The sequence below is a fragment of the Streptomyces griseorubiginosus genome, assembly GCF_017614965.1.
In the GTDB taxonomy this organism is placed as follows: Bacteria; Actinomycetota; Actinomycetes; order Streptomycetales; family Streptomycetaceae; genus Streptomyces; species Streptomyces griseorubiginosus_B.
In genome coordinates this window covers 1-24,942 of sequence record NZ_WVUG01000124.1, presented here as the reverse complement: position 1 = coordinate 24,942, position 24,942 = coordinate 1, and the positions used below count along the sequence as shown (strand labels likewise).

General features: G+C 71.6%; 23 protein-coding genes, 1 tRNA gene and 1 pseudogene. 14 read left to right on the top strand and 11 right to left on the bottom strand.

Going from position 1 to position 24,942, the window contains the following annotated elements:
* Positions 1-426 (top strand): annotated as a pseudogene (locus GRC12_RS23020) (serine/threonine protein kinase); the annotation flags it as partial.
* 91 nt (positions 427-517) lie between these two features.
* Positions 518-2,047, top strand: coding sequence for a PstS family phosphate ABC transporter substrate-binding protein (locus tag GRC12_RS23015; protein WP_208781264.1), 1,530 nt, complete (start codon positions 518-520; stop codon positions 2,045-2,047).
* 99 nt (positions 2,048-2,146) lie between these two features.
* Here GRC12_RS23015 and GRC12_RS23010 read toward each other — a convergent pair whose 3' ends face one another.
* Entirely contained in the window at positions 2,147-2,899 is a 753-nt protein-coding gene (locus GRC12_RS23010) for an SLATT domain-containing protein (RefSeq protein WP_208781263.1), read from the bottom strand.
* Between the two features lie 274 nt (positions 2,900-3,173).
* Here GRC12_RS23010 and GRC12_RS23005 point away from each other — a divergent pair, with 274 nt between their 5' ends.
* The 3 genes from GRC12_RS23005 to GRC12_RS22995 all read left to right on the top strand — a co-directional run bounded on the left by GRC12_RS23005 (position 3,174) and on the right by GRC12_RS22995 (position 4,862).
* The gene (locus tag GRC12_RS23005) at positions 3,174-3,518 is read left to right on the top strand and encodes a YbaB/EbfC family nucleoid-associated protein (protein WP_133044199.1); all 345 of its coding nucleotides are present in this window, start codon (positions 3,174-3,176) and stop codon (positions 3,516-3,518) included.
* A 92-nt stretch (positions 3,519-3,610) separates the two neighbouring features.
* On the top strand, positions 3,611-4,210 hold the full coding sequence (gene recR / locus GRC12_RS23000) for a recombination mediator RecR (RefSeq protein WP_055536881.1): 600 nt from the start codon (positions 3,611-3,613) through the stop codon (positions 4,208-4,210).
* Complete coding sequence (locus GRC12_RS22995; RefSeq protein WP_208781262.1) at positions 4,203-4,862, top strand: DUF5063 domain-containing protein; 660 nt, start codon at positions 4,203-4,205, stop codon at positions 4,860-4,862. The genes recR and GRC12_RS22995 overlap by 8 nt, the downstream gene beginning before the upstream one ends.
* Here GRC12_RS22995 and GRC12_RS22990 read toward each other — a convergent pair.
* Both GRC12_RS22990 and GRC12_RS22985 read right to left on the bottom strand, forming a co-directional pair.
* On the bottom strand, positions 4,846-5,703 hold the full coding sequence (locus GRC12_RS22990; RefSeq protein WP_208781261.1) for a PhzF family phenazine biosynthesis protein: 858 nt from the start codon (positions 5,701-5,703) through the stop codon (positions 4,846-4,848). The two genes, GRC12_RS22995 and GRC12_RS22990, sit on opposite strands and share 17 nt — an antisense overlap.
* Before the next feature lie 299 nt (positions 5,704-6,002).
* Positions 6,003-6,770, bottom strand: coding sequence for a sulfite exporter TauE/SafE family protein (locus GRC12_RS22985; RefSeq protein WP_208781260.1), 768 nt, complete (start codon positions 6,768-6,770; stop codon positions 6,003-6,005).
* A 75-nt stretch (positions 6,771-6,845) separates the two neighbouring features.
* Here GRC12_RS22985 and GRC12_RS22980 point away from each other — a divergent pair, with 75 nt between their 5' ends.
* On the top strand, positions 6,846-7,346 hold the full coding sequence (locus GRC12_RS22980; protein WP_208781259.1) for an SgcJ/EcaC family oxidoreductase: 501 nt from the start codon (positions 6,846-6,848) through the stop codon (positions 7,344-7,346).
* Here GRC12_RS22980 and GRC12_RS22975 read toward each other — a convergent pair.
* Complete coding sequence (locus tag GRC12_RS22975) at positions 7,312-8,679, bottom strand: HAMP domain-containing sensor histidine kinase (RefSeq protein WP_208781258.1); 1,368 nt, start codon at positions 8,677-8,679, stop codon at positions 7,312-7,314. The genes GRC12_RS22980 and GRC12_RS22975 overlap by 35 nt on opposite strands.
* Positions 8,676-9,365, bottom strand: a complete 690-nt coding sequence (locus GRC12_RS22970; protein ID WP_208781257.1) for a response regulator transcription factor — start codon at positions 9,363-9,365, stop codon at positions 8,676-8,678. The genes GRC12_RS22975 and GRC12_RS22970 overlap by 4 nt, the downstream gene beginning before the upstream one ends.
* Before the next feature lie 187 nt (positions 9,366-9,552).
* On the opposite strand from GRC12_RS22970, the gene GRC12_RS22965 reads away from it, so the two are divergent.
* The 4 genes from GRC12_RS22965 (at position 9,553) to GRC12_RS22950 (ending at position 14,135) form a co-directional block, all read left to right on the top strand.
* On the top strand, positions 9,553-10,824 hold the full coding sequence (locus GRC12_RS22965; protein ID WP_208781256.1) for an aspartate kinase: 1,272 nt from the start codon (positions 9,553-9,555) through the stop codon (positions 10,822-10,824).
* Between the two features lie 40 nt (positions 10,825-10,864).
* Positions 10,865-11,923 carry an aspartate-semialdehyde dehydrogenase gene (locus GRC12_RS22960; protein WP_208781255.1) on the top strand — a complete coding sequence of 353 codons (1,059 nt, stop codon included), beginning with the start codon at positions 10,865-10,867 and terminating at the stop codon, positions 11,921-11,923.
* A gap of 476 nt (positions 11,924-12,399) precedes the next feature.
* Positions 12,400-12,975: a SigE family RNA polymerase sigma factor gene (locus GRC12_RS22955; RefSeq protein ID WP_133044365.1), complete on the top strand. Its 576-nt coding sequence runs from the start codon at positions 12,400-12,402 to the stop codon at positions 12,973-12,975.
* A 113-nt stretch (positions 12,976-13,088) separates the two neighbouring features.
* Positions 13,089-14,135, top strand: coding sequence for a hypothetical protein (locus tag GRC12_RS22950; RefSeq protein WP_308286608.1), 1,047 nt, complete (start codon positions 13,089-13,091; stop codon positions 14,133-14,135).
* Between the two features lie 55 nt (positions 14,136-14,190).
* On the opposite strand, the gene GRC12_RS22945 is transcribed toward GRC12_RS22950, so the two are convergent.
* Genes GRC12_RS22945 through GRC12_RS22935 form a run of 3 tightly spaced genes read right to left on the bottom strand, consistent with a single transcriptional unit; the run spans position 14,191 to position 16,278 of the window.
* Positions 14,191-14,988, bottom strand: coding sequence for an SURF1 family protein (locus tag GRC12_RS22945; RefSeq protein ID WP_208781253.1), 798 nt, complete (start codon positions 14,986-14,988; stop codon positions 14,191-14,193).
* 45 nt (positions 14,989-15,033) lie between these two features.
* Positions 15,034-15,408, bottom strand: coding sequence for a nuclear transport factor 2 family protein (locus tag GRC12_RS22940; protein WP_208781252.1), 375 nt, complete (start codon positions 15,406-15,408; stop codon positions 15,034-15,036).
* 30 nt (positions 15,409-15,438) lie between these two features.
* Entirely contained in the window at positions 15,439-16,278 is an 840-nt protein-coding gene (locus tag GRC12_RS22935) for a class I SAM-dependent methyltransferase (RefSeq protein WP_208781251.1), read from the bottom strand.
* A 114-nt stretch (positions 16,279-16,392) separates the two neighbouring features.
* On the opposite strand from GRC12_RS22935, the gene GRC12_RS22930 reads away from it, so the two are divergent.
* Complete coding sequence (locus GRC12_RS22930) at positions 16,393-18,213, top strand: S9 family peptidase (protein ID WP_208781250.1); 1,821 nt, start codon at positions 16,393-16,395, stop codon at positions 18,211-18,213.
* A gap of 63 nt (positions 18,214-18,276) precedes the next feature.
* Here GRC12_RS22930 and GRC12_RS22925 read toward each other — a convergent pair whose 3' ends face one another.
* Positions 18,277-20,208, bottom strand: coding sequence for a potassium channel family protein (locus GRC12_RS22925; RefSeq protein WP_208781266.1), 1,932 nt, complete (start codon positions 20,206-20,208; stop codon positions 18,277-18,279).
* 173 nt (positions 20,209-20,381) lie between these two features.
* Between GRC12_RS22925 and GRC12_RS22920 the strand changes: the two genes are divergently transcribed.
* The 3 genes from GRC12_RS22920 (at position 20,382) to GRC12_RS22910 (ending at position 23,912) form a co-directional block, all read left to right on the top strand.
* On the top strand, positions 20,382-21,647 hold the full coding sequence (locus GRC12_RS22920) for a permease (protein ID WP_308286607.1): 1,266 nt from the start codon (positions 20,382-20,384) through the stop codon (positions 21,645-21,647).
* Positions 21,644-22,408, top strand: a complete 765-nt coding sequence (locus tag GRC12_RS22915; protein ID WP_208781249.1) for a TIGR03943 family putative permease subunit — start codon at positions 21,644-21,646, stop codon at positions 22,406-22,408. Before GRC12_RS22920 ends, GRC12_RS22915 begins: the two co-directional genes overlap by 4 nt.
* 154 nt (positions 22,409-22,562) lie before the next feature.
* Complete coding sequence (locus GRC12_RS22910; RefSeq protein ID WP_208781248.1) at positions 22,563-23,912, top strand: hypothetical protein; 1,350 nt, start codon at positions 22,563-22,565, stop codon at positions 23,910-23,912.
* A 112-nt stretch (positions 23,913-24,024) separates the two neighbouring features.
* On the opposite strand, the gene GRC12_RS22905 is transcribed toward GRC12_RS22910, so the two are convergent.
* Positions 24,025-24,098, bottom strand: a tRNA-Pro gene (locus GRC12_RS22905).
* A 56-nt stretch (positions 24,099-24,154) separates the two neighbouring features.
* On the bottom strand, positions 24,155-24,925 hold the full coding sequence (locus GRC12_RS22900) for a Pr6Pr family membrane protein (protein WP_208781247.1): 771 nt from the start codon (positions 24,923-24,925) through the stop codon (positions 24,155-24,157).
* Positions 24,926-24,942: the final 17 nt, after the last annotated feature.

The following is a 24,942-nucleotide window of genomic DNA, read 5'->3' as shown; positions in this document are numbered from 1 at the left end:
CCCCCGAGCCCCGGCCCGACCACCGGGCAGCCGTCCCCGACCACCGCCTCCCCGACGACCTCCGCGCCGACGGGCGGAGCGGTCCCGGCTGGCTACCTCGGCACCTGGACCGCCACCATCACCAACAAGGACGGCCAGAACACCCGCCAACTCACCATCCGACAGGGGCAGGTGGGCGACGCCGTACTGACCCTCGTCGCGGACGGCCCCACCACCAGCGGCGACTACCACTGCGTCTTCCAGGCCCGGCTCACCGCCGCCCCGAGCGGCGACGGCCCGCTGGAGATCGGCCCGTCCAACGTCACCGAGGGCGACTCGGGTTACTGCAAACCGGGCAGCGCCACCGAGATCGCCCTGCTCCCCGACGGCACCCTCCAGCGCGTCAACACCAGCAACGGCGAGAAGCTGGACTACACCCGACAGTAACCGCAAGTACCTTTGCGCTTAAGGAAGTTGAACTCGCACGGACGTACGGTGACCTCCCTGATCCGGCTCGGGGAGTTGCGGGGGCACCCAAGTGCAGTGGTTCAGCCCGGAGAACGTCGTCGCGGTCGGCACGGCCGTGCTCGGCATCGCCGCGTCCGGCGTGATGGTCTGGTACGAGCGCCGGGTGCCGCGCCGCAAACGGATCGGCTACCGCGTCCAGATGGACAACCCGATCGGCGACGACGTACGCCTGGGCAGAGCCAACGTGCGCCTCGGCCTCTTCGACGAGGCCCCCGGCATGTCCGACGCCACCCTGGTGCTGATCCGGGTCGAGAACGACGGCTCCCAGGGCATCGACCGCGACGACTACACCAGCCCCGAGGTCCACGGCCTGACCGCGGTGTTCAACGACCGCACCATCCGCGGTGTCTCGGTCACCCAGCCCTCCGACACCGACCACCTGATGGACCACTTCACCCCCACCCGGGGCTTCGGCTACGAGGGCAACACCCTGCGCATCCCGCGCGTCCCGCTCAACCGCGGCGACCACTACAAGCTGCTGGTGCTGCTCTCCGGCGGCGACGTCGGCAGCGAGATCCGGCTGTTCGGCGGCATCCGGGAAGGCGAGGTGCACCCCAACCGCAGCGCCACGCCCGACGAGAAACCGCCCCTGTTCAGCCGTGCCGCCCGGCTGATCACCATCATGCTGACGGTCAGCGTCCTCACCCTCGCGGTGATCGTCGTGGCCCGCGACGACCACCCGGTCCCGATCGGCTGCGAGAAGGGCCGCCTCACGGTCACCGGCTCGACCGCCTTCGCGCCCGTCGTACGGGACCTGGCGAAGGACTACCAGCGCAAGTGCCCGGACTCCGCCATCACCGTGGACGCCCGCGGCAGCTCCGCGGGCGTCAACGCGCTCTCCGCGGACAGCCGTTCGGTCGTCGCCTTCTCCGACGGCCCGGCGATCGGCGGACCGGGCAAGCTGGTCGGCCGGCGCATCGCCCTGTCCGTGTTCACCCTCGTCGTCAACGACGGCGTCCGGCTGCCGGCCAAGGGCCTGTCGGTGCGGGACGTACGCCGTATCTACCGCGGCGAGGTGACCCGCTGGAAGCAGTTGGACGCCTCGCTGCCCGACCTGCCCATCGTCCTGGTCAGCCGTAACGCCGACTCCGGGACCCGGCAGATCTTCCAGCGCCGGGTGCTCGGCACCTGGGAGCGGGTGCCCAGCACCTCCCTGGACTGCGTGCACAAGGACGACACCTCCGCGCCGGTCATGCGCTGCGAACTCGACTCCACCGAGGACGTGCTGGCCACGGTGGCCCGGATCCCGGGCGCGCTCGGCTACTCCGAGTTCACCCTGGCCTCCTCCGGTCACCCGGGACTGCGCACCGTCCCGCTCGACGGCGCCGCCCCTTCCGTGGAGGACATCGAGTACGGCAGGAGCGAGTACCCCTACCGGGGCGTGGAGTACGCCTACACCTACGGCACCCCGGCCTCCGGCTCCCTCGCCGCCGCCTTCCTCGCCTACATCGGTGACACCGCCAACGAGAACGTCATCCGTGCCCACGGCCATCTGCCGTGCTCGGCGACGGTGGCCACGGGGCTGTGCTCCGGGGACTGACGGAGGACTGACGGTAGATGGGCGGTAGATCGGCGGGAGACCGGCGGTAGATCGGCGGGACACTGACGGGAGATCACGTCCTGCCGTACGGCCGTGTGGTCACCTGGGCTCGGGCGGACGCTGACGGGGCATGTTGGGGCGGGAGTTGGGTCCCGGGGGAAGGGGGAAACGGCCGTTGAGGCCGGCGCCGTCCGTGCCGCGCGCCGGGGACGCCACCGCCGACTGGATCCCCATCGGTGCCGACCCGGTCCGGAACTCCACCATCCAGTCGGCCGTCTCGGTCCGCACCAGCTCCGTCACGTCCTCCGAGAACCGCCGCAGCACCCCGAGACACCGCTCGGCGGCCTCCCCGGCCGTCCCCTCCGTCGGCCCCAGGACCTCCCGCACGCTCTCCGACGCCCAGTCGAACTGCAGCGCCTGCAGCCGCCGCTGCACGGCCTGCGCGGTGGCCACGTCCCTTATCCAGCCGGACGTCACCCCGAAGAACCGGTCCACCGCCACACACGCGACGGCCAGCAGCAGCGCCAGATAGCCCCAGGCGGCCGCCCCGCCGAGCACCCCGGTCAGGTCCAGCAACGGCATCGCGGCCCCGGTGACCGCCCCTGCGGCGGCCCCGGCCCGCAGCGCCCGCGCACCCCGCCGCTTCCACACCCGGTCCGCGAGATACCAGGCCGCCGTCTCCAGCGCCCCGCGCTCCACCCACCGGTACAGCTCGTGCAGCCGCTCGGCCGGCTCGCCCCAGTCCCCGAGCGGAAAGGACCGCCCGGCCAGATCCCCCGGCCGCAGTCCGGCCGCGCCCTCGCCCCGCTCGTCCTGAGGGGGACCCTCGGGCTGCATCTCCGGCTGACCCACCCGGCACTCCCTACTGATCACGGCCGCTCACGTTGCGTGACATCGCATGCCGACGCGGACCCCTTCCTACCGCTCAGCGGGACCCTTCCTACCGCCCAATGGGTGGCGCGGGCGTGCCTTTCGCCGCTTTTCCGCCCGCAAGAGGGCCTTGATCAGGTATGGCAGTCACGGCGATCTCACTCGAAAGAGTGGCGGGGCGATGGCTGCGCGGACCACGTAGGCTCGTGCCCAACGGAAACACAACGGATGAAACGACGAATCCAGGAGCTGAATCGTGATTCCCGGTGGTGGCCAGCCCAATATGCAGCAGCTGCTCCAGCAGGCCCAGAAGATGCAGCAGGACCTGCAGAAGGCGCAGGAGGAGCTGGCGCGGACGGAGGTCGACGGGCAGGCGGGCGGAGGCCTGGTCACGGCGACCGTCACCGGCGCCGGTGAGCTGCGTGCCCTGCGGATCGACCCCAAGGCGGTGGACCCCGAGGACACCGAGACCCTCGCCGATCTGATCGTCGCGGCCGTCCAGGCGGCCAACGAGAACGCCCAGAACCTCCAGCAGCAGAAGCTCGGCCCGCTGGCCCAGGGCCTCGGCGGCGGCAGCGGCATCCCGGGCCTGCCCTTCTGAGCCGTTGTCGAGACCCGGCCCGCCTTTCTAAGAGGGGCGTCCGCCAACTACCGTACGTACGTGTAAGGAACCCCCGGGAAGGACGGCAGTCCGTGTACGAAGGCGTGGTGCAGGACCTCATCGACGAGCTGGGGCGGCTGCCCGGCGTCGGTCCCAAGAGCGCCCAGCGGATCGCCTTCCACATCCTGCAGGCGGAACCGACGGACGTACGACGCCTCGCCCAGGCCCTGATGGAGGTCAAGGCGAAGGTCCGCTTCTGTGCGACGTGCGGCAACGTCGCGCAGGAGGAGCTGTGCAACATCTGCCGTGACACCCGCCGCGACCCCTCGGTCATCTGCGTGGTGGAGGAGCCGAAGGACGTGGTGGCGATCGAGCGGACCCGGGAGTTCCGGGGCCGCTACCACGTGCTCGGCGGCGCCATCAGCCCGATCGAGGGTGTCGGCCCCGACGACCTGCGTATACGAGAACTTCTCGCGCGGTTGGCCGACGGGACGGTCACGGAACTGATCCTGGCCACGGACCCGAATCTGGAGGGCGAGGCGACGGCGACGTACCTCGCCCGGATGATCAAGCCCATGGGCCTCAAGGTCACCCGCCTGGCCAGCGGCCTCCCGGTGGGTGGCGACCTGGAATACGCGGACGAGGTGACTCTCGGCCGCGCCTTCGAGGGGAGACGACTCCTAGATGTCTGACGCCACGCTGCATGCCACGACGCAGGACCCGGACGACTTCGCGGTCCAGATCGCGGACCAGGTGGAGAGCTTCCTGGTGGCGGTGACGGAGGTCGCGAAGGGCGACGAGCCGGGCTCCGCCGTGCCCTTCCTGCTGCTGGAGGTCTCCCAGCTCCTCCTGGCCGGCGGCCGGCTCGGCGCGCACGAGGACATCGTCCCCGACGAGCGCTACGAGCCGGACACGGGCCCGGACGCCGACGTCGACGAACTGCGCGAGAACCTCGCCCGGCTGCTGGACCCGGTCGACGTCTACTCGGAGGTCTTCGACCCCTACGAGCCGCGCACGGCCCCGGTTCCGGCCCGGCTCTCCGACGACATCGCCGACGTCATCACCGACCTCCGCCACGGCATGGCCCACTACCGCGCCGGCCGGGTGACGGAGGCCCTGTGGTGGTGGCAGTTCTCCTACTTCTCCAACTGGGGCCCCACCGCCTCCGCCGCCCTGCGCGCCCTGCAGTCCGTCCTCATCCACGTCCGCCTCAACCAGCCCCTGGAGGAGCTGGACGGGCTGGACACGGACCAGAGCATGGGCGACGAGACGCTGGAGTTCGAGGCGGGCAAGGTGATGGCGCAGGAGATCGCCGGACCGCTCGGGATCAGGCGGGGGCAGTAGCCGGCCGGATCGGTACGGCCGCCCCGGCCACGCCGATCCCGGTGTCCGCTCCTTCCGGAACGGTCACGGTGATCGTGCTCGGCCGTCCCATGTCCGCGCCCTGGTGGACCGTCACGGTGGCGGGCGTCGTGACCAGGCCCAGCTCCCGCAGATAGCCGCCGAGAGCGGCCGCCGCCGCGCCGGTCGCCGGGTCCTCGACGACCCCGCCGGGCGGGAACGGGTCGCGGGCGTGGAAGACGGTCGGGGACTCCCGCCAGACCAGGTCGACGGTGGTCCAGCCCCTGCGGTCCATGAGGGCGCCGAGCGCGTCCATGTCGTAGTCCAGGTCGGCGAGCCGCTCCCTGGTCGCGGCGGCGATCACCGGATGCCAGGCGCCGGCGAAGGCCACGCGCGGTGGCAGCGCCGGGTCCAGGTCCGTGTCGGACCAGCGAAGGGCGGCCAGCAGCTCGGCCAGGTCGGCCTCCGTGAGCGGTGCGGTGCGCGGGGGGACGCTCACCAGGGTCGCCATGACGGTGCCGTCCGCCGTCCGCTCGGTGCTCACCGTGACCGGGCCCGCCTGGGTGCGCAGCAGCAGCCGTCCGGTGCCGTGCCGCTCCGCGTGCGCGACCGCCGTCGCGATCGTCGCGTGCCCGCAGAACGGCACCTCGGCGAGCGGGCTGAAGTACCGGACGTCCAGGGCGCCGTCCGCGGACGGCACCACGAACGCCGTCTCCGAGTAGCCGACCTCGGCCGCCGCCGCCAGCATCGTCGCGTCGTCGGCCCCGGTGGCGTCGAGCACCACGCCCGCGGGGTTGCCTCCCGCCGGGTCGGTGCTGAAGGCCACGTAGCGCAGAATCTCCATCCACCGACCGTATCCGACCCCGCCACACACACCGGATGCCGTCCAGCGCCTGCGGGCTCATGGTCCGCTGTCGTCCGGTGCCCGCAGGTTCTTGTCGGCTGTCGTCACCGTGCCCGCAGGTTCTTGTCCGCTGTCGTCGCGGTGCCTGGGGGTTGTTCGTCTGTCGTCGTGGCGCCCGCGGGCTCTTGGTCTGCTGTCGTCGTGGTGCCCGCAGGCCTTTCGGCTGCCGTCGTCACAGCGCCCGGAGTCCCTTTGTCTGCCCCCCTTCGCGGTGCCCGCAGGCTCTTCGTCCGCAGCCCTCACAGCCCCCACAGCCCCTTCGTCACCGCCGTCAGCCCGCCCGTCAGGGCCAGTGCCAGCACCAGCAGCCGGGCTCGCCTCTCGGGTATGCGGTCGGCGAGTGCCCGGCCGGCGAGGGCGCCCGCCAGCATGGCCCCGGTGACGGCGCCCCACTGGCCCGCGCGCAGCTGCGGCACCCCGTTCGCCGCGACCGAGAAGGCGTTGACGACGACGCCGTAGAACTGGGCGTTGGGCACGAACTCCCGTACCGTCCAGCCGGCGTTGAGCGCGTACAGGGAGACCGGCGGACCGCCCACCCCCGCGGCCGAGTTCATGAACCCGCCCACCGCTCCGGCGGCCACCGCGCCCCTCGTGCCGCGCAGCGCCGGCACCTTCAGGCCCCGCATCACCAGCAGCACCGCGACGGTCACGATGGAGCCCATCACCAACAGCAGCACCGGCTCGGGGAGTTGGCGGGTCAGCCAGGCACCGGCCGGGACCGTGCAGGCCGCCGCCCCGCACAGCGGCACCATCGCGGCGGGCCGCACCCGGCGCCAGCCGCCCGCCAGCCCCACGACACTGATGACCCCCGCGGCGCAGTTGGCGAGCACCACCCCGTCCACCGGCCCCAGCAGCAACACCAGCGCGGGCACGGCGACCAGGGCGAAGCCCATGCCGGTGAGCCACTGCACCGACGAGCCGAGCAGCACGATGCCGGCGAGCAGAACCTCTGTGAACACGCGCGCACTCCCCGTGAATTGGACGTGTCCTGGATCTGCGTTGTACATCGCCTGCACGGGTCCTAACCAGCGAAAAGCCAGTCTTGAGTCATCCCGACAGGCACCAGCCGCACAGGAGTTGTGATGACCGGAAAGACCCGTCTGCGCGCCGCCCTCGTCACCGCCACCGCCGTTGTCACCGCCGCCACCGTGACGGCCGGGGTCAGTGCGGCCGGACCCGAGAAGAGGGCCGGGGAGCCCGGCAAGAAGCAGATCGCCCATCTCTTCGACCGCTGGAACGCCGCGCTGCGGACCGGCGACCCGGAGAAGGTCGCCGACCTGTACGCGAAGGACGCGGTGCTGCTGCCCACCGTCTCCAACAAGATCAGAACCAACCACGCGGAGATAGTCGACTACTTCGAGCACTTCCTGAAGAACAAGCCGGTCGGCAAGAAGGTCGAGACGATCGTCAACGTGCTCGACCGGAACTCCGCGATCGACACCGGGATCTACGAGTTCACGCTCACCGACCCGAAGACCGGCGCGAAGAGCACCGTCGAGGCTCGCTACACCTACGAGTACGAGAAGCGCGGCGGCACCTGGCTGATCGTCAACCACCACTCCTCGAAGATGCCCGAAGGCTGATGACCACCCACAGGCCGCCGCCGGGCGCGTCCTTCAGGGCCACCGTGCCGCCGTCGTCGGCCACCAGCTGTTTGACGACGGAGAGGCCGAGGCCCGAACCGGAGCGCCCGGTCAGGCCCTGACCGCGCCAGAAGCGGTCGAAGGCGCGGGACTTCTCCGCGTCCGACATGCCGGGACCCTCGTCCAGGACGGAGAGCACCACTTCGTCGCCCCTCGGCTCCACCCGGACGGTGATCGTGCCGCCGTCCGGGGAGACCTCCAGCGCGTTCGAGAGCACGTTGTCCAGCACCTGCTCCAGATGACCGGGGCTGGCCAGCACCGACGGCCGGCCGTCGGCACTCCCCCTGAGCGCGACGGTGACTCCGCGCTCGTCGGCGGCCGGTCTCCACACCGACAGTCGTTCCTCCACGATGTCCGTCAGCGGCAGCGGTTCGGCCGCGGTCACCTTCGCCTCGGCCCGCGCCAGCACCAGCAGGCCGTTGACCAGCCGGCTCATCCGGACGACCTCGGCGGTCGCCTGCTCCACGTCCTCCCGGACGAACGCGTCGTCCACGCCGTCCGCGATGTTGTCCAGGGACAGCCGCAACGCGGTGAGCGGGGTGCGCAGTTGGTGCGAGGCGTCCGCCACGAAGATGCGCTGCGAGGCGATCAGGGTGTCCAGGCGCTCGCCCGCCTGGTTCAGCGTGCGGGCCAGGGTCTGGGTCTCCGGCGGTCCCTCCACGGGCGAGCGCGCGGTGAGGTCGCCGTCGCTGAACCTGCTCGCCATGTCGTTGAGCTGGCGCAGCGGCCGGGTGATCCGGCGGGCGGCGAAGGCGCCGATCAGCGCGGCGACGCCGAGCACGGCCACCGCCAGTCCGGCCCGGAAACCCCAGATCGTCCACAGCCTGTGGGTGAGGTCGCCGGTCGAGTAGACGATGCGCACGGCACCGACGATCCGGCCGTCGTCCTTCGCGGGGACCGTGACGACCAGGCTGCGGCCCCAGATGACGTCCGAGCCCCAGTCGGTCGTCGCCGTCCCGTGGTCCACGGCGGCGGTGAGGGCCGCGTCCTGCTTCGGCACGGGCACCCCGGCCGGGCGGCAGCGGGCGGTCGCGGTCACCTGCACCTGGTCGTGGGTCTCCTGGGCGTACGCCCCGGCCAGCTCCGCCAGCGCCTGGCAGGAGGCGGCGTTGCCGGTGCCGAGCAGCAGCGCCATGGTCGTCGCCTCGCGCTTGAGGGACGCCTCGGTGTCGTCGCGCAGCTGCGCGGTGAGCGTGAACGCCACCGGCACCGTGAACAGCAGGATGGCGACCGCGACCAGCAGGATGTAGCTCCGGATGAGCCGGCGGTTCATGAAACCCCGTCGCCGTTCACGATCTCCAGACGGAAGCCCACGCCCCGGACCGCCTCGATGGTGATCGCCCCCGCGAGCTTGCGCCGCAGCGCCGCCACATGCACGTCCAGCGTCTTGGTCGGCCCGAACCAGTTCGCGTCCCAGACGGCCTCCATGATCTGCTCCCGGGACATCAGCGCGCCCGGCTCCTCGGTGAGGAAGGCCAGCAGGTCGTACTCCTTGGGGGCGAGCGCCACCTCCTCGCCGTCCAGCCGTACCCGCGCCGCCTTGCGGTCGACGGTGAGCCGCGGGCCGTAGCGGTCGGGGCCGGGGGAGGGGACGGCGAGGCCGGCGGGCTGGACGCGCCGCATCACCGCCCGTATCCGCGCGATGACCTCCCGCACCCCGAACGGCTTGGAGACGTAGTCGTCCGCGCCCAGTTCCAGGCCGACCACCCGGTCCGTCTCGTCGCTGCGCGCGCTGATCACGATGATCGGCACGTCACCGCGCCCGCGCAGCGCCTTGCAGACGTCCAGGCCGTCGGCGTCGGGCAGGCCGAGATCGAGGAGTACGACGTCGTAGGGGCCCTCGTGGGCGAGGGCCGCGCCGCCCGTGGTGACCCACTCCACCTCGAAGCCGTAGCGGATCAGGCCGCGGCGCAGGGACTCGGCGACCGGCTCATCGTCTTCCACCAGTAGTACGCGCACACGCCGAACAGTAGTGCTTGAACTTTAATTGACAGCCGCCCCTTGTGACGCGCTGCACTTTTCCCCGGCCGCTTCCGTGGGCAGGCGCCGACCTGGGCGCACGAATCTCACCATGCGATACCGCGGGGGCGGATTTCGGGCGCTCGTTAAACTGAGCCGACACACACGGACTGAGCGAGGAGCGCACGTGGGCCTTGTCGTGCAGAAGTACGGAGGCTCCTCCGTAGCCGATGCCGAGGGCATCAAGCGCGTCGCCAAGCGGATCGTGGAAGCGAAGAAGAACGGCAACCAGGTGGTTGTCGTCGTTTCCGCGATGGGCGACACGACGGACGAGCTGATCGATCTCGCCGAGCAGGTATCCCCGATGCCTGCCGGGCGTGAGTTCGACATGCTGCTGACCGCCGGAGAGCGTATCTCCATGGCACTGCTGGCCATGGCGATCAAAAACCTGGGCCACGAGGCCCAGTCGTTCACCGGCAGCCAGGCCGGCGTCATCACCGACTCGGTCCACAACAAAGCCCGGATCATCGACGTCACACCGGGCCGGATCCGCGACTCGATCGACGCGGGCAACATCGCCATCGTCGCCGGGTTCCAGGGTGTCTCGCAGGACAAGAAGGACATCACCACGCTGGGGCGCGGTGGGTCCGACACGACCGCCGTCGCGCTGGCCGCGGCCCTCGACGCCGAGGTGTGCGAGATCTACACCGATGTCGACGGTGTGTTCACCGCCGACCCGCGGGTGGTCAAGAAGGCCAGGAAGATCGACTGGATCTCGTTCGAGGACATGCTGGAACTCGCCTCGTCCGGGTCCAAGGTGCTGCTCCACCGGTGCGTGGAGTACGCCCGCCGCTACAACATCCCGATCCATGTCCGGTCCAGCTTCAGCGGGCTGCAGGGCACCTGGGTCAGCAGTGAGCCGATTGGGGACCAGAAGGTGGAGCAGGCCATCATCTCCGGTGTCGCGCACGACACCTCCGAGGCCAAGATCACGGTCGTCGGCGTGCCGGACAAGCCGGGCGAGGCCGCCGTCATCTTCCGCGCGATCGCCGACGCCGAGATCAACATCGACATGGTCGTGCAGAACGTGTCGGCCGCGTCCACGGGACTGACCGACATCTCCTTCACCCTCCCCAAGTCCGAGGGCCGCAAGGCCATCGACGCCCTGGAGAAGGCGAAGAGCGGAATCGGCTTCGACTCGCTGCGCTACGACGACCAGATCGGCAAGATCTCCCTGGTCGGCGCCGGCATGAAGACCAACCCGGGCGTCACCGCGTCCTTCTTCGAGGCGCTGTCCGACGCGGGCGTGAACATCGAGCTGATCTCGACCTCCGAGATCCGTATCTCGGTCGTCACCCGCGCCGACGACGTCACGGAGGCGGTCCGTGCCGTCCACTCCGCCTTCGGCCTCGACTCCGACACCGCCGAGGCGGTCGTCTACGGGGGCACCGGGCGATGACGAGGCCGTGCCTGCCGGGCGGTGCGCGGCAGGCGGGAAAGTGACGGCACGGCCTGGTCCGACGCTCGCGGTCGTGGGGGCGACCGGGGCCGTCGGTACCGTCATGCTGCAGATCCTGTCCCAGCACGCGGACATCTGGGGCGAGATCCGGCTCATCGCCTCCCCGCGCTCGGCCGGCCGCAAGCTGGCCGTGCGCGGTACGGAGACCGAGGTGGTGGCCCTCTCGGAGGAGGCCTTCGACGGGGTCGACGTCGCCATGTTCGACGTTCCCGACGAGGTCTCCGCGCACTGGGCGCCGGTCGCCGCCGCCAAGGGCGCGGTCGTCGTGGACAACTCGGGCGCCTTCCGGATGGACCCGGAGGTGCCCCTGGTGGTGCCCGAGGTCAATCCGCACTGCGCCCGCCGCCGGCCGCGCGGGATCGTCGCCAACCCCAACTGCACCACGCTGTCGATGATCGTCGCGCTGGGCGCGCTGCACGCCGAGTTCGGGCTGCGCGAGCTGGTGGTCTCCTCGTACCAGGCGGTGAGCGGTGCCGGGCGGGCCGGTGTCGACACGCTCAGGCGCCAGCTCGACCTGGTCGCCGGCACCGAGCTCGGGACCAGCCCCGGCGATCTGCGCCGGGCCGTGGGCGACGACACCGGGCCGTTCCCGGAGCCGGTCGCGCTGAACGTCGTCCCGTGGGCCGGGTCGCTGCGCGAGGACGGCTGGTCCTCGGAGGAGATGAAGGTACGGGACGAGACCCGCAAGATCCTCGGGCTGCCCGATCTCCCGGTCGCCGTCACCTGCGTCCGGGTGCCGGTCGTCACCACGCACTCCCTGACCGTCCACGCCCGCTTCCAGGGCGAGGTCAGTGTGGACGGGGCCCGCGAGATCCTCGCCACCGCACCCGGGGTGGTCCTGTTCGACAACCCGGCCGCCGGTGAGTTCCCCACCCCCGCCGACGTGGTGGGCACCGACCCGACCTGGGTGGGCCGGGTGCGGCGCGCCCTCGACGACCCCACGGCGCTCGAACTCTTCGTCTGCGGCGACAACCTGCGCAAGGGCGCGGCCCTCAACACCGCCCAGATCGCCGAGCTGGTGGCGGCCGAGCTGGCCTGACACCTGGTCGCCGGGCCCGGGCCACCTTCCTGACACCTGGATGACCGGCCACCGGGCCACTTCGGGTCAGTTTGTATGATCTATAAACGAAGTGTGAGCCGGTCGATGGTCCGGACCACTTGCTGTGGACCCGCTTGGCGTCCGAAGATTTTTCTCCCCGCTCTCCGCAACCGCGCGAAGGGCGGGGAGCGTCTTTGCGAACGCCCTTCAGGGGGTCGGCGGGGATGCGGCCCGAGGCGTGGGGACGTCTCGGTCATTCAGGACACAGGGGAAGAGCGGGTACGCATGAGGGCGTTTGGCGCACGGTCAGTTGTACCGCCTCAAGCGAGACGGCCGATTGCGGCACATGACGCGAAAGTGACGCCCGGCACGTACAACCCTCCCGGGGGGAAGCGTGTCCAACTGGCGTGGCTCAGGTTCTCGACTTCTCCGCTGCGACCCGCAGCCGACCCCGGATGCCCGGCGCGCCCGGCGGCATGCCGGTGATCGCGCCCATGCCCGCGGCGCGGCCCACCCGCATACCGAACCAGCGCGACGGCGTCGAGGACGTGACGGCCGCCGGGACCACCGTCGACCACCTCACCGAGACCTACCGCGCGCACTACCGCTCGCTCCTGGGCCTCGCCGCCCTCCTGCTCGACGACACCGCCTCCTGCGAGGACGTCGTCCAGGAGGCCTTCATCCGGGTGCACTCCGCGCGCAAACGCGTCCGCGACCCCGAGAAGACACTCGCCTACCTGCGGCAGACGGTCGTCAACCTCTCCCGCTCCGCCCTGCGCCGCCGCATCCTCGGCCTCAAGCTGCTGTCCAAGCCGATGCCGGACATGGCGAGCGCCGAGGAGGGCGCCTACGACCAGCTGGAGCGCGACTCCCTGATCAAGGCGATGAAGGGGCTGCAGCGCCGCCAGCGAGAGGTCCTGGTGCTGCGCTACTTCGCGGACATGACCGAGGCGCAGGTCGCCGAGACGCTCGGCATCTCGCTGGGCTCGGTCAAGGCGTACGGCTCCCGGGGCATCGCGGCCCTCCGCCTCGCCATGGAGGCGCCGGCATGAGCAAGGACGCCGAGTCCCATGACTCCCACGAGCGCCATGAACCCTTCGCGTGGCACGAGCCGACGCGCACGAACGAGCAAGAACACAGCCAATCGCACACGGGGAACGGAACTGTGAACGACGGCCTCGAGGACCGGAGCGCCGAAGGGCTCGACCCGGACGAGCTGGCCCTGCGCAGGATGCTGCACCAGGCGGTGCGGACGGTCGAGCCGCGCGACGGAACCCTGGACCATCTGCGCCGTGCCGTGCCCGCCCGGCGGGCACGCAAGCGGCAGGCCATGGTCGGCATGGCCGCGGCGGCCCTGTTCATCGGCACCGCCGTGCCGGCCCTGGTGCACGTCTCCAACTCCACCGGCTCCGACGTCAACCCTTCCGTCGCCGGCCAGGCCTCCCAGGCGCAGGGCGGCGCGAGCCAGGGGAAGAACGCGGACGGCAGTGAGAGCACCGCGGGCGGCGGCTCCGGGACCTCCCCGGGCCACGGCAAGGGCGACACGAAGGGCGACGGCAAGGGCAAGGACCGCGGCGCCGGCACGGGCGGCAGCGCCGGTACCGGCCCGTCGTCCACCAGCGCGTCCGCCGCGGTGTGCACAGCGGCCCAGCTGGGCTCGGCCACCGGGACGACCGCCGCGCCCGACTCCACCGGCGCGGTGTACGGCACGTTCCGCGTCGTCAACGTCTCCTCCGCCTCCTGCACCGTCGGCGGCCCCGGCTCGGTGAGCACGCTCGCCCAGGGCGCGGCCGACGCCACGAAGATCACCACGGCCCGTCATGTCTCCGGGGACGCGGCGGCCGCGCTGCCCGACCCGGCGACCGAGGTCACCTCGCTGCTGCTCGCGCCGGGCGCCTCCTACGAGGTGAAGTTCGCCTGGGTGCCCACGGAGACCTGTCCCACCACCGGCACGGGCAACGGCGGCACCACGGACGGCGGTTCGACCGCGAGCCCCACGCCCACACCGGATTCGGGCACCACCTCCGGCTCCGCGTCCAGCGGCACCGACAGCGGGGTGAGCACCCAGATGTTCACCGAGGACGGTGGCACGGCGGACGGGTCCGTCGTGATCTCCCACACCGCGGAGGCGGGCTCGCCGACGGTCTCGGCGACGGTGTCCGGCGCGTGCGCGGGTGTCGTGTACTACACCGGGCTGCTGGCCGGGTCCTGACGCTTCGCCGTCGGTCGACCGGCCCGCGGACGCCTTACCGTCGGACGCCTGACCGTCAGACGCCGGACGGGCTGGCCTGGGACACGGTCTCCTCCTCGGGGACCAGACCCATCCGCGCGTCCCGCGCGAACTCGATCTCGCGGCGCAGCAGACGGAACCACATGAAGACGACGAAGCCGGCGAAGACGAACCACTCGCCGGTGTAGCCGAGGTTCTGGAAGGCCTTGAGGTCGAGACCGGAGTCCGGCGGCGCCGTCGCGGGCACGGCCCTCATCCCGGAGTCGGCCTTGTCGAGCGTGATCCAGGCGTCCTCCACCCCGTACGGCACCAGGTTCACCAGCGAGGCCGCGCTGATCGCCGCGGTCTGCCCGGCCGGCAGCCCGCCCTGCGCACTGACGCCGTTGTCGCCCGGTGTCTCGGAGGCCTGCAGCGCGCCGGTGACGGTGACCTCGCCGGTGGGTGCGGCGGGTGCCTTCGCCGGATCGGCGGCGCCCGGCAGCCAGCCGCGGACCACGGGCAGCGCCTCGCCGCCGTCCATCCGCAGCAACGTCAGCACGTAGAAGCCCTGCTTGCCGTCCAGCCGGCGGTCCGGGACGAGCAACTGCTTGTCGTACCGGCCGGTCGCGGTGGCCTGCCTGCCGGAGGTCGCCTTGTTCACCGGCAGCAGCTCGCTCAGCGGCCGGGCCGCCTCGTGCCGGTCCGTCGTGACCCGCTCGGTCGCCTCACGGTGGTCCTGCACCCGGCCCTCGAACCGGCTCAGCTGCCAGGACCCCATGAAGATGCAGAAGGGGATGGCGAGCAGCACGAAGACGTTGATCCCCCACCACCGGGGCGTCAGCAGAAACCGGTACACGCCTTCAACGGTACGGTGCCGTTCCGGTGAGCCGGGCAGGGGGGTTCAGTACCGCTCGGTGAGGTGGTCCCGTCCGGCCGGAGGCTCGTACGGCTCCGGCCAGAAGTCGGTGATCGCCGATATACGGCCGTCCTCGTCCCCGGTGAAGAAGGAGATGCCGTACATCTCCTCCAGTCCCACCGTGAAGTGCGTCCAGCTGACCACCTGCCCCGGCTCGGCGACCAGGCGCTCGATCCGCAGATGCCAGTCACCCGGATACTCCCGGTTGAACCGCACGTACCGCTCCCGGCCGCTGATCCTCTCTCGGGTCTGCGGCAGGGTGTAGACGACGTCCTCGGCGAGCGTGCCCGCGAAGGCGTCCCAGTCCCGGGCCTCGGCGGCGGCCCAGAACCTCTCGACTGTCTTGCGCAGATCGGTCATGCCGAAGAGTGTGCACGCCGCCACTGACAATCAGACCCTGCGCGCCTTCAGCGAGTACATCAGCGGGATGCCCGGGCGGCCCGGCGGGAAGCGGTAGTAGCCGTCGTCGTGGCGCTCGAACGCCTCGAACCGCTGGAAGACGGAGACGTCGTGCTCGTGCAGGAACTCGATGCGCAGACCCGTCGCGGCCAGGGCGGAGACGACCTCGCCGAGCGGGTGCTGCCACTCCACGGTCCGGTTGTGGACGGTGTCGGTGCTCTCCGCCGCGTACGTGCCGGGGTAGTCGTACACCTGCGCGGCCCGGTCGAAGTAGTCCCGCACCACCCGCGAACCGGTCTCGTCGTCGAGGACGTCGGTCAGCGGATGGAACTCGGCGAGATACAGGAACCCGCCGGGCGCGACCAGCGCGGCCGCCGTCTCGGCCCACCGCCGGATGTCGGGCAGCCAGCACAGCGCTCCGACCCCGGTGTAGACGATGTCGTACGACGGCTCCGGCACCGCGCTCGCCGCGTCGTACACGTCGGCCGCCACGAACTCCGCCCGCTCCGGCCCGAACCCGAGGCCGGCGGCGAGGCCCCGGGCCACCTCGACGGCCGGTGCGGAGAAGTCGAGGCCGACGACGCGGGCCGCGCCGTGCCGGGCCCAGGAGAGGGTGTCGGTGCCGATGTGGCACTGCAGATGGAGCAGGGTCCTGCCGGTCACGTCACCGACCTCGGCCAGTTCGAAGGAGCGAAGGGCCTCCTTGCCGGCCCGGAAACCGTCGAGGTCGTAGAAGTCGCCGGCGGTGTGCAGCGGGACCCTTTCGTCCCAGTTGGCGCGGTTGGTCTCACGCCAGTCGGCGGGGACCTCGGCGGGGACGGTGGAGGACATGATCGCGCCTTCCTGACCTGCTTGAAGGGGTGTTCGGTAAGTGCCGGGTAGAAGTTATCCACAGCCTGGGTCCCGGGCCAGCGAATTGTCGGCGGGGACGGGCACTATGGGGCCATGACTGAGAGCAACGGGTCCGACGCGCCGGATCAGGTAGAGAACGAGAACATGCCGGACTGGGAGAAGCGCTTCCGGGCGCCGCGGGTGTCGCTGCCCGACTGGGCGGAGGACGCACCGGACCGCTCCCTGTTCGTGTCGAACGCGACGGGGACGTACGAGCTGTACGCCTGGGACCGCTCGACCGGCGTCCAGCGCCAGGTCACCGACCGTCCGAACGGCACGACGGACGGCGTGCTCTCCCCGGACGGCGCCTGGATCTGGTGGTTCGACGACAAGGACGGCGACGAGTTCGGCGTCTGGCGCAGACAGCCCTTCACGGGCGGCGCCGACGAACCCGCCGCACCGGGCCTGGACGCCTCCTACCCGGCGGGCCTGGCCCTGGGCCGCGACGGCCGAACCGCCGTCGTGGGCCGCTCCACGGACGAGGACGGTACGACGATCCACCTCGTGCGCGCCGGCGAGGATCCCGTGGAGATCTACCGCCACCGTGAGTCCGCGGGCGTCGGCGACCTCTCCCACGACGGCTCGCTGATCGCGATCGAGCACACCGAGCACGGAGACGCGATGCACTCCGCGCTGCGCGTCCTGCGCCCCGACGGCACGGCGGTCGCCCAGCTCGACGACACCCGCGGCGGCACCGAGGAGCTCGGTCTGGAGGTCCTCGGCTTCGCCCCGGTCGAGGGTGACACGCGCCTGCTCATCGGACATCAGCGCCGGGGCCGCTGGGAGCCGGCGGTGTGGGACGTGGCCAGCGGCGAGGAGACCGACCTCGCCCTGGACCTGCCCGGCGACGTCAGCGCCGAGTGGTACCCGGACGGCACGGGCCTGCTCATCGCCCACAGCTTCGAAGCGCGCAGCGAACTGTTCCGGTACGACCTGGCCGGCCGCTCCCTGGAGCGGATCCCGACCCCGCCCGGCACGGTCTCCGGTGCGACGGCCCGCCCCGACGGCGCCGTGGAGTACCTGTGGTCCTCGGCCGCCGAGCCGTCGGCGGTCCGCTCCACCACGGGGAAGGTCGTCCTCGACCCGCCCGGCATGAAGTCACCTGGCTCGGTCCCGGTGGAGGACGTGTGGGTGGAGGGCCCGGGCGGCCGCATCCACGCCCTGGTGCAGAAGCCGGCGGGCGCCACCGGCCCCCTGCCCACGGTGTTCGACATCCACGGCGGCCCCACCTGGCACGACAGCGACTCCTTCGCGGCGGGCCCGGCTGCCTGGGTCGACCACGGCTACGCGGTGGTCCGTGTCAACTACCGCGGCTCGACCGGCTACGGCCGCGCCTGGACGGACGCCCTCAAGCACCGGGTCGGTCTGATCGAGCTGGAGGACATCGCGGCGGTCCGCGAATGGGCGGTGACCTCGGGCCTCGCCGACCCCGCCCGGCTGATCCTCACCGGCGGCTCCTGGGGCGGCTACCTCACCCTCCTCGGCCTCGGCACCCAGCCGGACGCGTGGACGCTGGGCATCGCGGCGGTCCCCGTCGCCGACTACGTCACGGCGTACCACGACGAGATGGAGGCGCTGAAGGCCATGGACAGAACCCTCCTGGGCGGCACCCCGGAGGAGGTCCCCGACCGCTTCGAGGCGTCCTCCCCGATCACCTACGTCGACAAGGTCACGGCCCCGGTCTACATCTCGGCCGGCGTCAACGACCCGCGCTGCCCCATCCGCCAGATCGAGAACTACGTCAAACGCCTGGAGGCCAGAGGGGCGACCCACGAGGTGTACCGCTACGACGCCGGGCACGGCTCACTGGTGGTGGACGAGCGGATCAAACAGGTCCGCCTGGAGCTGGACTTCGCCGACCGGCACCTGGGCTGACGGGAGGTTCCGGCCCCCGGGTGTGCGCTGTCGGCCCGTCCGGCGGTCGAGGACGAGGTCCGTTCAGGGCCGAAGCGGGCGTCCGGGGGCGGTGGCCCCCGGCACCGCGCGCTCCGGGGGACGGCGGCCCAGCAGTTCCGCCAACCCCCGCCGCGTGGCCGCGAGGACCACCCGGTCCGTCCCGCTCAGCACATACGCGTCGGGCAGGTCCCACACCAGCCCCGAGTTCCGCCCGTCCTCGTACGCCTCCTCCGCGGCCGACTCCTCCCGCCGCCCGGCGGAAGCACCCGTGTCCAGCGCCAGCACCCGCCAGGACCCCGCCCGGAACGCCTCCGCGACGGTCTTCCCCTCCAGCTGCGGATGCCCGGCCACCTCCACCGCGGCGAACAGCAGCACCCGCCGCTCCACCGGGATGGCGCCCAGGATCTGCCGCCCCATCATCGCCCCGGCGAACGCGGGAGCCGCGAGGTGCGAGACGCTCCGGCTCCGGGTGGACGCCCGGGGATGGGCGGCCCTGAGCGTCCGGTACACGGCCGTGGAGAAGTCGTCGTCGTACAGCCGCAGCACCACCCGCAGATCCGGCCGCACGGACCGCGCGTACAGCGCGGCCTCCAGATTCGTCGTGTCGGCGCTGGTCACCGCGAGCAGCGCATGCGCCCGATGGATCTTCGCGGCCTCCAGCACCCCCTCCTGTGTGACGTCCCCGAGCACCACCGGCACCCGCAGCCGCCGGGCCGTGGCCAGGCCCCGCGCCTCGGGATCGGACTCCACGCAGACCACGGGGATGCTCAGTTCCCGCAGCCGCGTCAACACCCGCGTACCGATCTTGCCGAGCCCGAGGAGGACCACATGACCGCCCATCCCCCGAGGCGGCTTGCGCAGCGCGGAGGCGCTGCGAAAAGTGCCCAGCGCCTCGAGCACCGCGGCCAGCAGCACCGGCAGCAACAGCAACCCCACGAGCCCGGACAGGAGTTGGAGGATCTGTCTCCCCACGGAGGCGCCGATGGCCGGGTCGTCGATGGCGAACAGATCGAGCAGCGTCAGATAGAAGGCCTTCAGCGGATGGATCCCGGTCACCAGCCACAGGGCGACCGCGAGCGCGACCACGCAGGCGACCATCCCGGCCAGCGACCACCGCAGCCGCCGCGAGAACAGCGACGCGAAGGGCACGGCACCGCGGGCCGGCGGCAGCGAGGGGCCGGCGTAGGAGACCTGTTCCAGGACGACCGTTCCGCGCCCGGTCGCGCCGCGCACCGCCTCCGCGTCGGGCAGCAGCGACGGCCCCTCGTCGCCGGGTCCGGAGCCCTCCGGGACGCCCGAGCCGTTGCCCGTCGGGGACAGCAGCGCGAGCGTGGCCAGCCCCGGCTCCGCCACCTGCCCGGGCCGCGGCGTCCGCTCCACCGCCCGCAGCAGCAGCCCGTCGGTCTGTACGACCTTGCTGGTGCCGGCGACGGCGGTGGCGACCAGCGCCGGCGCGGCGGTGTCGGCGTCGGAGAGCACGGTCGTGGAGGCGTCGACGCCGGCTCCGTCGCCGTCGCCCGCGGCCAACGCGGCCGCCTGGTCCAGGAGTTCCTCGATGTGCTGGCCGAGCCGCCGGTTGTACAGGCGCAGCACGAGCCGCAGCCGGGGGTTGAGGCGGCGGGCGGTGAGCGCGGCGCGGATGTTGGTCTCGTCGTCGTCGTACACGAGCGCCAGCGCGGCGGCCCGTTCGACGCCGGCGGCGGCGAGCACCGCCTCGTTCGGCTCGGTGGCCTCCATGAAGGGGGCGCCGGCGACGGGGGCGCCGACGACGGGCTCACCGTTGCCGCCCGCGCGGTTGACCGCCGCGCTCACCCGGTCGAGCAGCGCCGCCGTGGTCGCCCTGGCCCGTCCCACCACCGGCGGGCGCACACTCCGCTCGGAGGGCGGCACGACGAGCGTGACCTGTTCGCCGTACACGCCGCGCAGTTCGGCGGCCAGGCGGTGCGCCAGGCCGTCGTCGCCGCACACCACCATGTGCCCGGAGGGGTCACCACTCGGCACACCTTGACTCGGAACGCTCCCCACGAGGGGAAAGACTGCCCCAAAGAGACAGGTGGTTCCAGCAACCAGTGAACGTTCACCGTCCTCCCGCCGTAGTGAAGGGGAGGGAACCAGCGCCCTGCCGCAGCACCGGAGGTACCTCGCCCGTGGCCATCACCGAAGAAGCCCCCCGAGGGCCGAACAGCCACGCCCCGGCCCCGCCGACAGAGACACCACCGAAGCCCGCCGCCCCGAGGCCGCCGGACAGGCAGCCCGCCGACGCGAAGTCGCCGGACAGCCACCCCGCCGACGCGAAGTCGCCGGATAAGCAGCCCGCTGACCGAAAGTCGCCGAACACGCAGCCCGCCGACGCGCAGTCGCCCCACGCAAAGGCCGCCGCCGCGAAGTCTCTCGACTCGAAGCCCGCCGACGCGAAGTCTCCCGACGCGAAGTCTCCCGACGCGAAGCCCGCCGACGCGAAGTTGCCGGACTCGAAGTCGCCCCTGGTCCTCACGCTGCTGCTGCTCTCCGTGGTGCTGTTGCAGGGGCCGATCCGTGGGGCCCTGTCCGCGCCGGTGATGCAGAGCTGGATGACGGTGTTCGTGGCCGTGCTGGTGCAGGCGCTGCCCTTCCTGGTGCTCGGTGTGCTGCTCTCGGCGGCGATCGCGGTGTTCGTGCCGCCGTCGTTCTTCGCCCGCGCGCTGCCGAGCCGCCCGGCGCTGGCGGTGCCGGTGGCCGGGATGGCGGGCGCCATGCTGCCGGGCTGCGAGTGCGCGTCGGTCCCGGTGGCCGGAGCACTGGTGCGCAGGGGCGTGACCCCGGCCGCGGCCCTCGCCTTCCTGCTCTCCGCCCCGGCGATCAACCCGATCGTGCTGACGGCGACCGCGGTGGCCTTCCCCCGCAACCCCGAGATGGTCCTCGGCCGGTTCCTCGCCAGCCTGCTGGTGTCCTGCGTGATGGGCTGGCTGTGGCAGCGCCTCGGCCGCACGGACTGGCTGCGCACACCGGAGCGTTCGCACTACGAGGGTCCCAGCAAGGGCGCCGCCTTCTGGAACTCGGTGCGCCACGACGTGATGCACGCGGGCGGCTTCCTGGTCGTCGGCGCGATGGCCGCGGCGACGCTGAAGGCGCTGGCCCCGGCGAGCTGGCTGCGCACGGCCGCGGAGAACCCCCTGGTCGCGATCCTCGCCCTCGCCGTCCTCGCCGTACTGCTGTCGATCTGCTCGGAGGCGGACGCGTTCGTGGCGGCCTCGCTGACCCAGTTCTCCCTGACGGCCAAACTCGCGTTCCTGGTGGTGGGACCGATGATCGACCTCAAGCTGTTCGCGATGCAGGCCGGCACCTTCGGCCGCGGCTTCGCCCTGCGGTTCGCGCCCGCCACCTTCGCCCTGGCGATCGTCGGCGCGGTCCTGACCGGGGCGGTGCTCCTGTGAACCGGCAGGCCCAGGCGGCGATCCTGTTCCTGACCGGCGCGGCCCTGCTGCACGCCGGCCTCACCAACCTCTACCTGCGCTACGTCAAGGCGGGCCTGCAACCCCTGCTGCTGGCGTCGGGAGCGATCCTGATCCTCGCGTCGCTGGCGACGGTCTGGTACGAGTGGCGGGACCGCAAGCCCAAGGCAACGGAAGCCCACAACCACGGCGATGACCACGCGCACGGGCAGGAAGACGACCACGAGCACACGCACCGAGAACCCCGCATCTCCTGGCTCCTGGTCCTCCCCCTCCTTGCCCTCATCCTCGTCGCCCCGCCGGCCCTCGGCTCGTACAGCGCGATGCGCACCGGTACGGCCCTGCAGCAGCCGTACGGCTACAACAAGCTCCCCGCGACCGGCCCGCTGAACCTCACCGTGGTCGACTACGCGGGCCGCGCCGTCTACGACCACGGCCGCTCCCTGGCGGGCCGCCAGATCCATGTGACCGGCTTCGTCGCCCTGGACCACGCGGGCGCCCCCTACCTGGTCCGCATGGCCCTCAACTGCTGCGCCGCGGACGCCCAGCCGGTCAAGATCGCCCTGACCGGCAAGGTCCCGCCGGTCCTGGAGCCGGACAAGTGGCTGGAGGTGACCGGCACTTACACCACCCAGCAGATCAAGGACCCGGTGAACAACGGCCCGATCCCGTACTTGAAGATCACGTCGGCCAAACCTGTGCCGACGCCGTCGGACCCGTACGACGAGAGCTGGAACCAGTAACCGCGCTCGATGCACCGCTCAAGTGACCGCGCTCGATGCGCCGCTCAAGAACGGATCTCCGCCCTACAACCTTCCACGGCACCGGCCGGTCCAACGTGCGTCCGGCGCTGGTCCGTGCGCCGGAGTCCGTTTTCCTGTCCACCTGGGGGATGTCATGAGTCCTGTCTCCGTCGGGCGCGTGCTGCGCCGCGGGGCATGTGCCGCAGCCGTGGGCGCGCTGGTCATCGCCGGTCCGGGGAGCGGGGTCGCGCTCGCCGACGACACACCGCAGTCCGACCAGTTGTGGATCCAGGCGCCGTACGACCAGTCGGTCACCGTCGCGCCGGACGGCGGCACGGCGCAGTACCGTTCGCTGGCGCTCGGCCTCTACCACGACAACGCCGACTTCACCGTGACCGACGGCCGGCTGACGGTCGACGTCTCCGGGCTCGCCGGGGTCGCGGACGTGTCCTGGCCCGACAACTGCACGCCGAACGACGCGGGCACCGTCGCCGTGTGCGACACCGGGGACGTGCCGACCCGCTACAGCGCGCAGGTCCAGTTGAGGGTACGGGCCGCGGTGGGCGCCGCGGTCGGCGCACAGGGCGCGATCGAGTACTCGGCCACGGCGACCGGCGGCCCCGACGGCACGCTCACCGCGCCGGAGGGCTCGGCGGAAACCTTCGTCACGGTCGGCTCCGGCCCGGACCTGGGCATCAGCGCCCCGACGGACGTCAGCGGCATCGCACCGGGAACCACCCTGACCGTGCCGTCTGCCGTCACCAACACCGGCAACGAGACCGCGCACGGCTTCACGGTCAAGATGTGGGCGACATACGGCCTTCGCATCACCACCCGCTACCCGCAGTGCACGTACACGGAGCCGGACCCGAACGGCGAGAACACGTCGATGACGGTCGCGACGTGCTCCTTCAACACTGAGGTGCCCGCGGGAGCGACGGTGAACCTCCCCGCGCCCCTCCGCCTCACCCTGACGCGCCACGCCCTGTACGAGCGCTTCGACTACGAGGTCGAGCCGGCCGGCGACACCACCGACCTCGACACCTCGGACAACAGCCGCTCCTGGCACATCAACGCCGACAACACGGCCGACTTCGCCGTCCACGGCAGCGTGGCGCGGGGCGCCGCCGGCGACACGGTCACCGCCGGATTCCGCTTCGTCAACCACGGCCCGGCCTGGGTCGGCAACGTCGCCTCGGGCGACCCGGTGGCGGTGATCGACTACTACCTCCCCGAGGGCACCACGGCCACCTCGATCCCGCCCACCTGCCACACCGCATGGACCCAGGGCGACGACCCGACGATCCCCCACTACGCCTGCACGCTCCCCCTCTGGGCCAAGCCGAACCTGAAGGTCGGCTTCCCCTTCAAACTCCACATCGACCGCCTCGTCCCCAACGCGACGGGCCACGTCACGGTTCACCCCCACTCCGACACGTCCTCGAACTTCGACCCGAAGCCGAAGAACAACACGGCAGAGGTACACCTGAACCCGACACGCTGACGAACACAGGAGGGGGGCCAGCCTGGGCCCGCCCCCCTCCTGCTGTGCTCACACACCCAGAAACAGACCAGCAGCCCCCTCAACCGAGGAAGCTGCTGATGTGTTGTGCCTGTCGGGGTGGCGGGATTTGAACCCACGACCTCTTCGTCCCGAACGAAGCGCGCTGCCAAGCTGCGCTACACCCCGATGTCGCTGCAGTCCTGCTCGTCGCGGCGACGTCGTTTACTTTAGCCCACCGGTGGCTAGAGACGAAATCCGGTTTTCGTGCGGTGGCGGACGGGGTTCGGGCGGGCGTGGTCGAGGGCCACGAGGAGGACGGCTAGGGCGTAGAAGGCGAGGCCCAGGAGGAGGGCGTTGCCGAGGACGCTCTTGTAGCCGTGCAGGTCGACGTCCAAGAAGGGGTAGAGGTAGCGGCCCCGCGTTCCGGGGAGGATCAGTTCGCCTCGGATGAAGGAGAACGCCAGGTAGGTCAGGGGGTAGAGGAGCCACGGTGCCGCCTGTCGCAGGTGCAGGCGGTCCGGGGGTGTGAGGAGCAGCCAGTCCAGGACCGCGGCCGCCGGGACCGCCGTGTGGAGGAGTTGGTTGGTCAGCCATTGCCAGCCGGTTGGCGCCGTCGTACCGCCCGTCAGGGAGAAGGGGGGCGAGGCGTGGGTCAGGAGCAGGTGGTAGACCAGGGCCGCGATCACGACGTACAGCAGTGCCGCGCCCGTGACGGCGGACGGCAGCGGGCGGCGGGCCGTCCAGGCTCGGCGGGCCGAGAGGGTGAGGACGGCGGCCAGGAACAGGCTGCTCTGGATCGTGAAGTGGCTCAGGACCCGGATCGGGCTGCCGAGGAGCAGGTCGACGGTGACGGCCGACACCGCCACCAGGGCCACGAGCAGGCGGTACGCGGCGGTGAGCGGGCGGCGGACCGGGGTCACCACCGCCGTGGCGGGGACGGCGGAGGGCATCAGGACGGGCACGCCCGGGACCGCGGGGAGGTCCGGGATGTCCCTGGGTATGGGGGCGGTCATGCCCCCAAGCTAGGGAG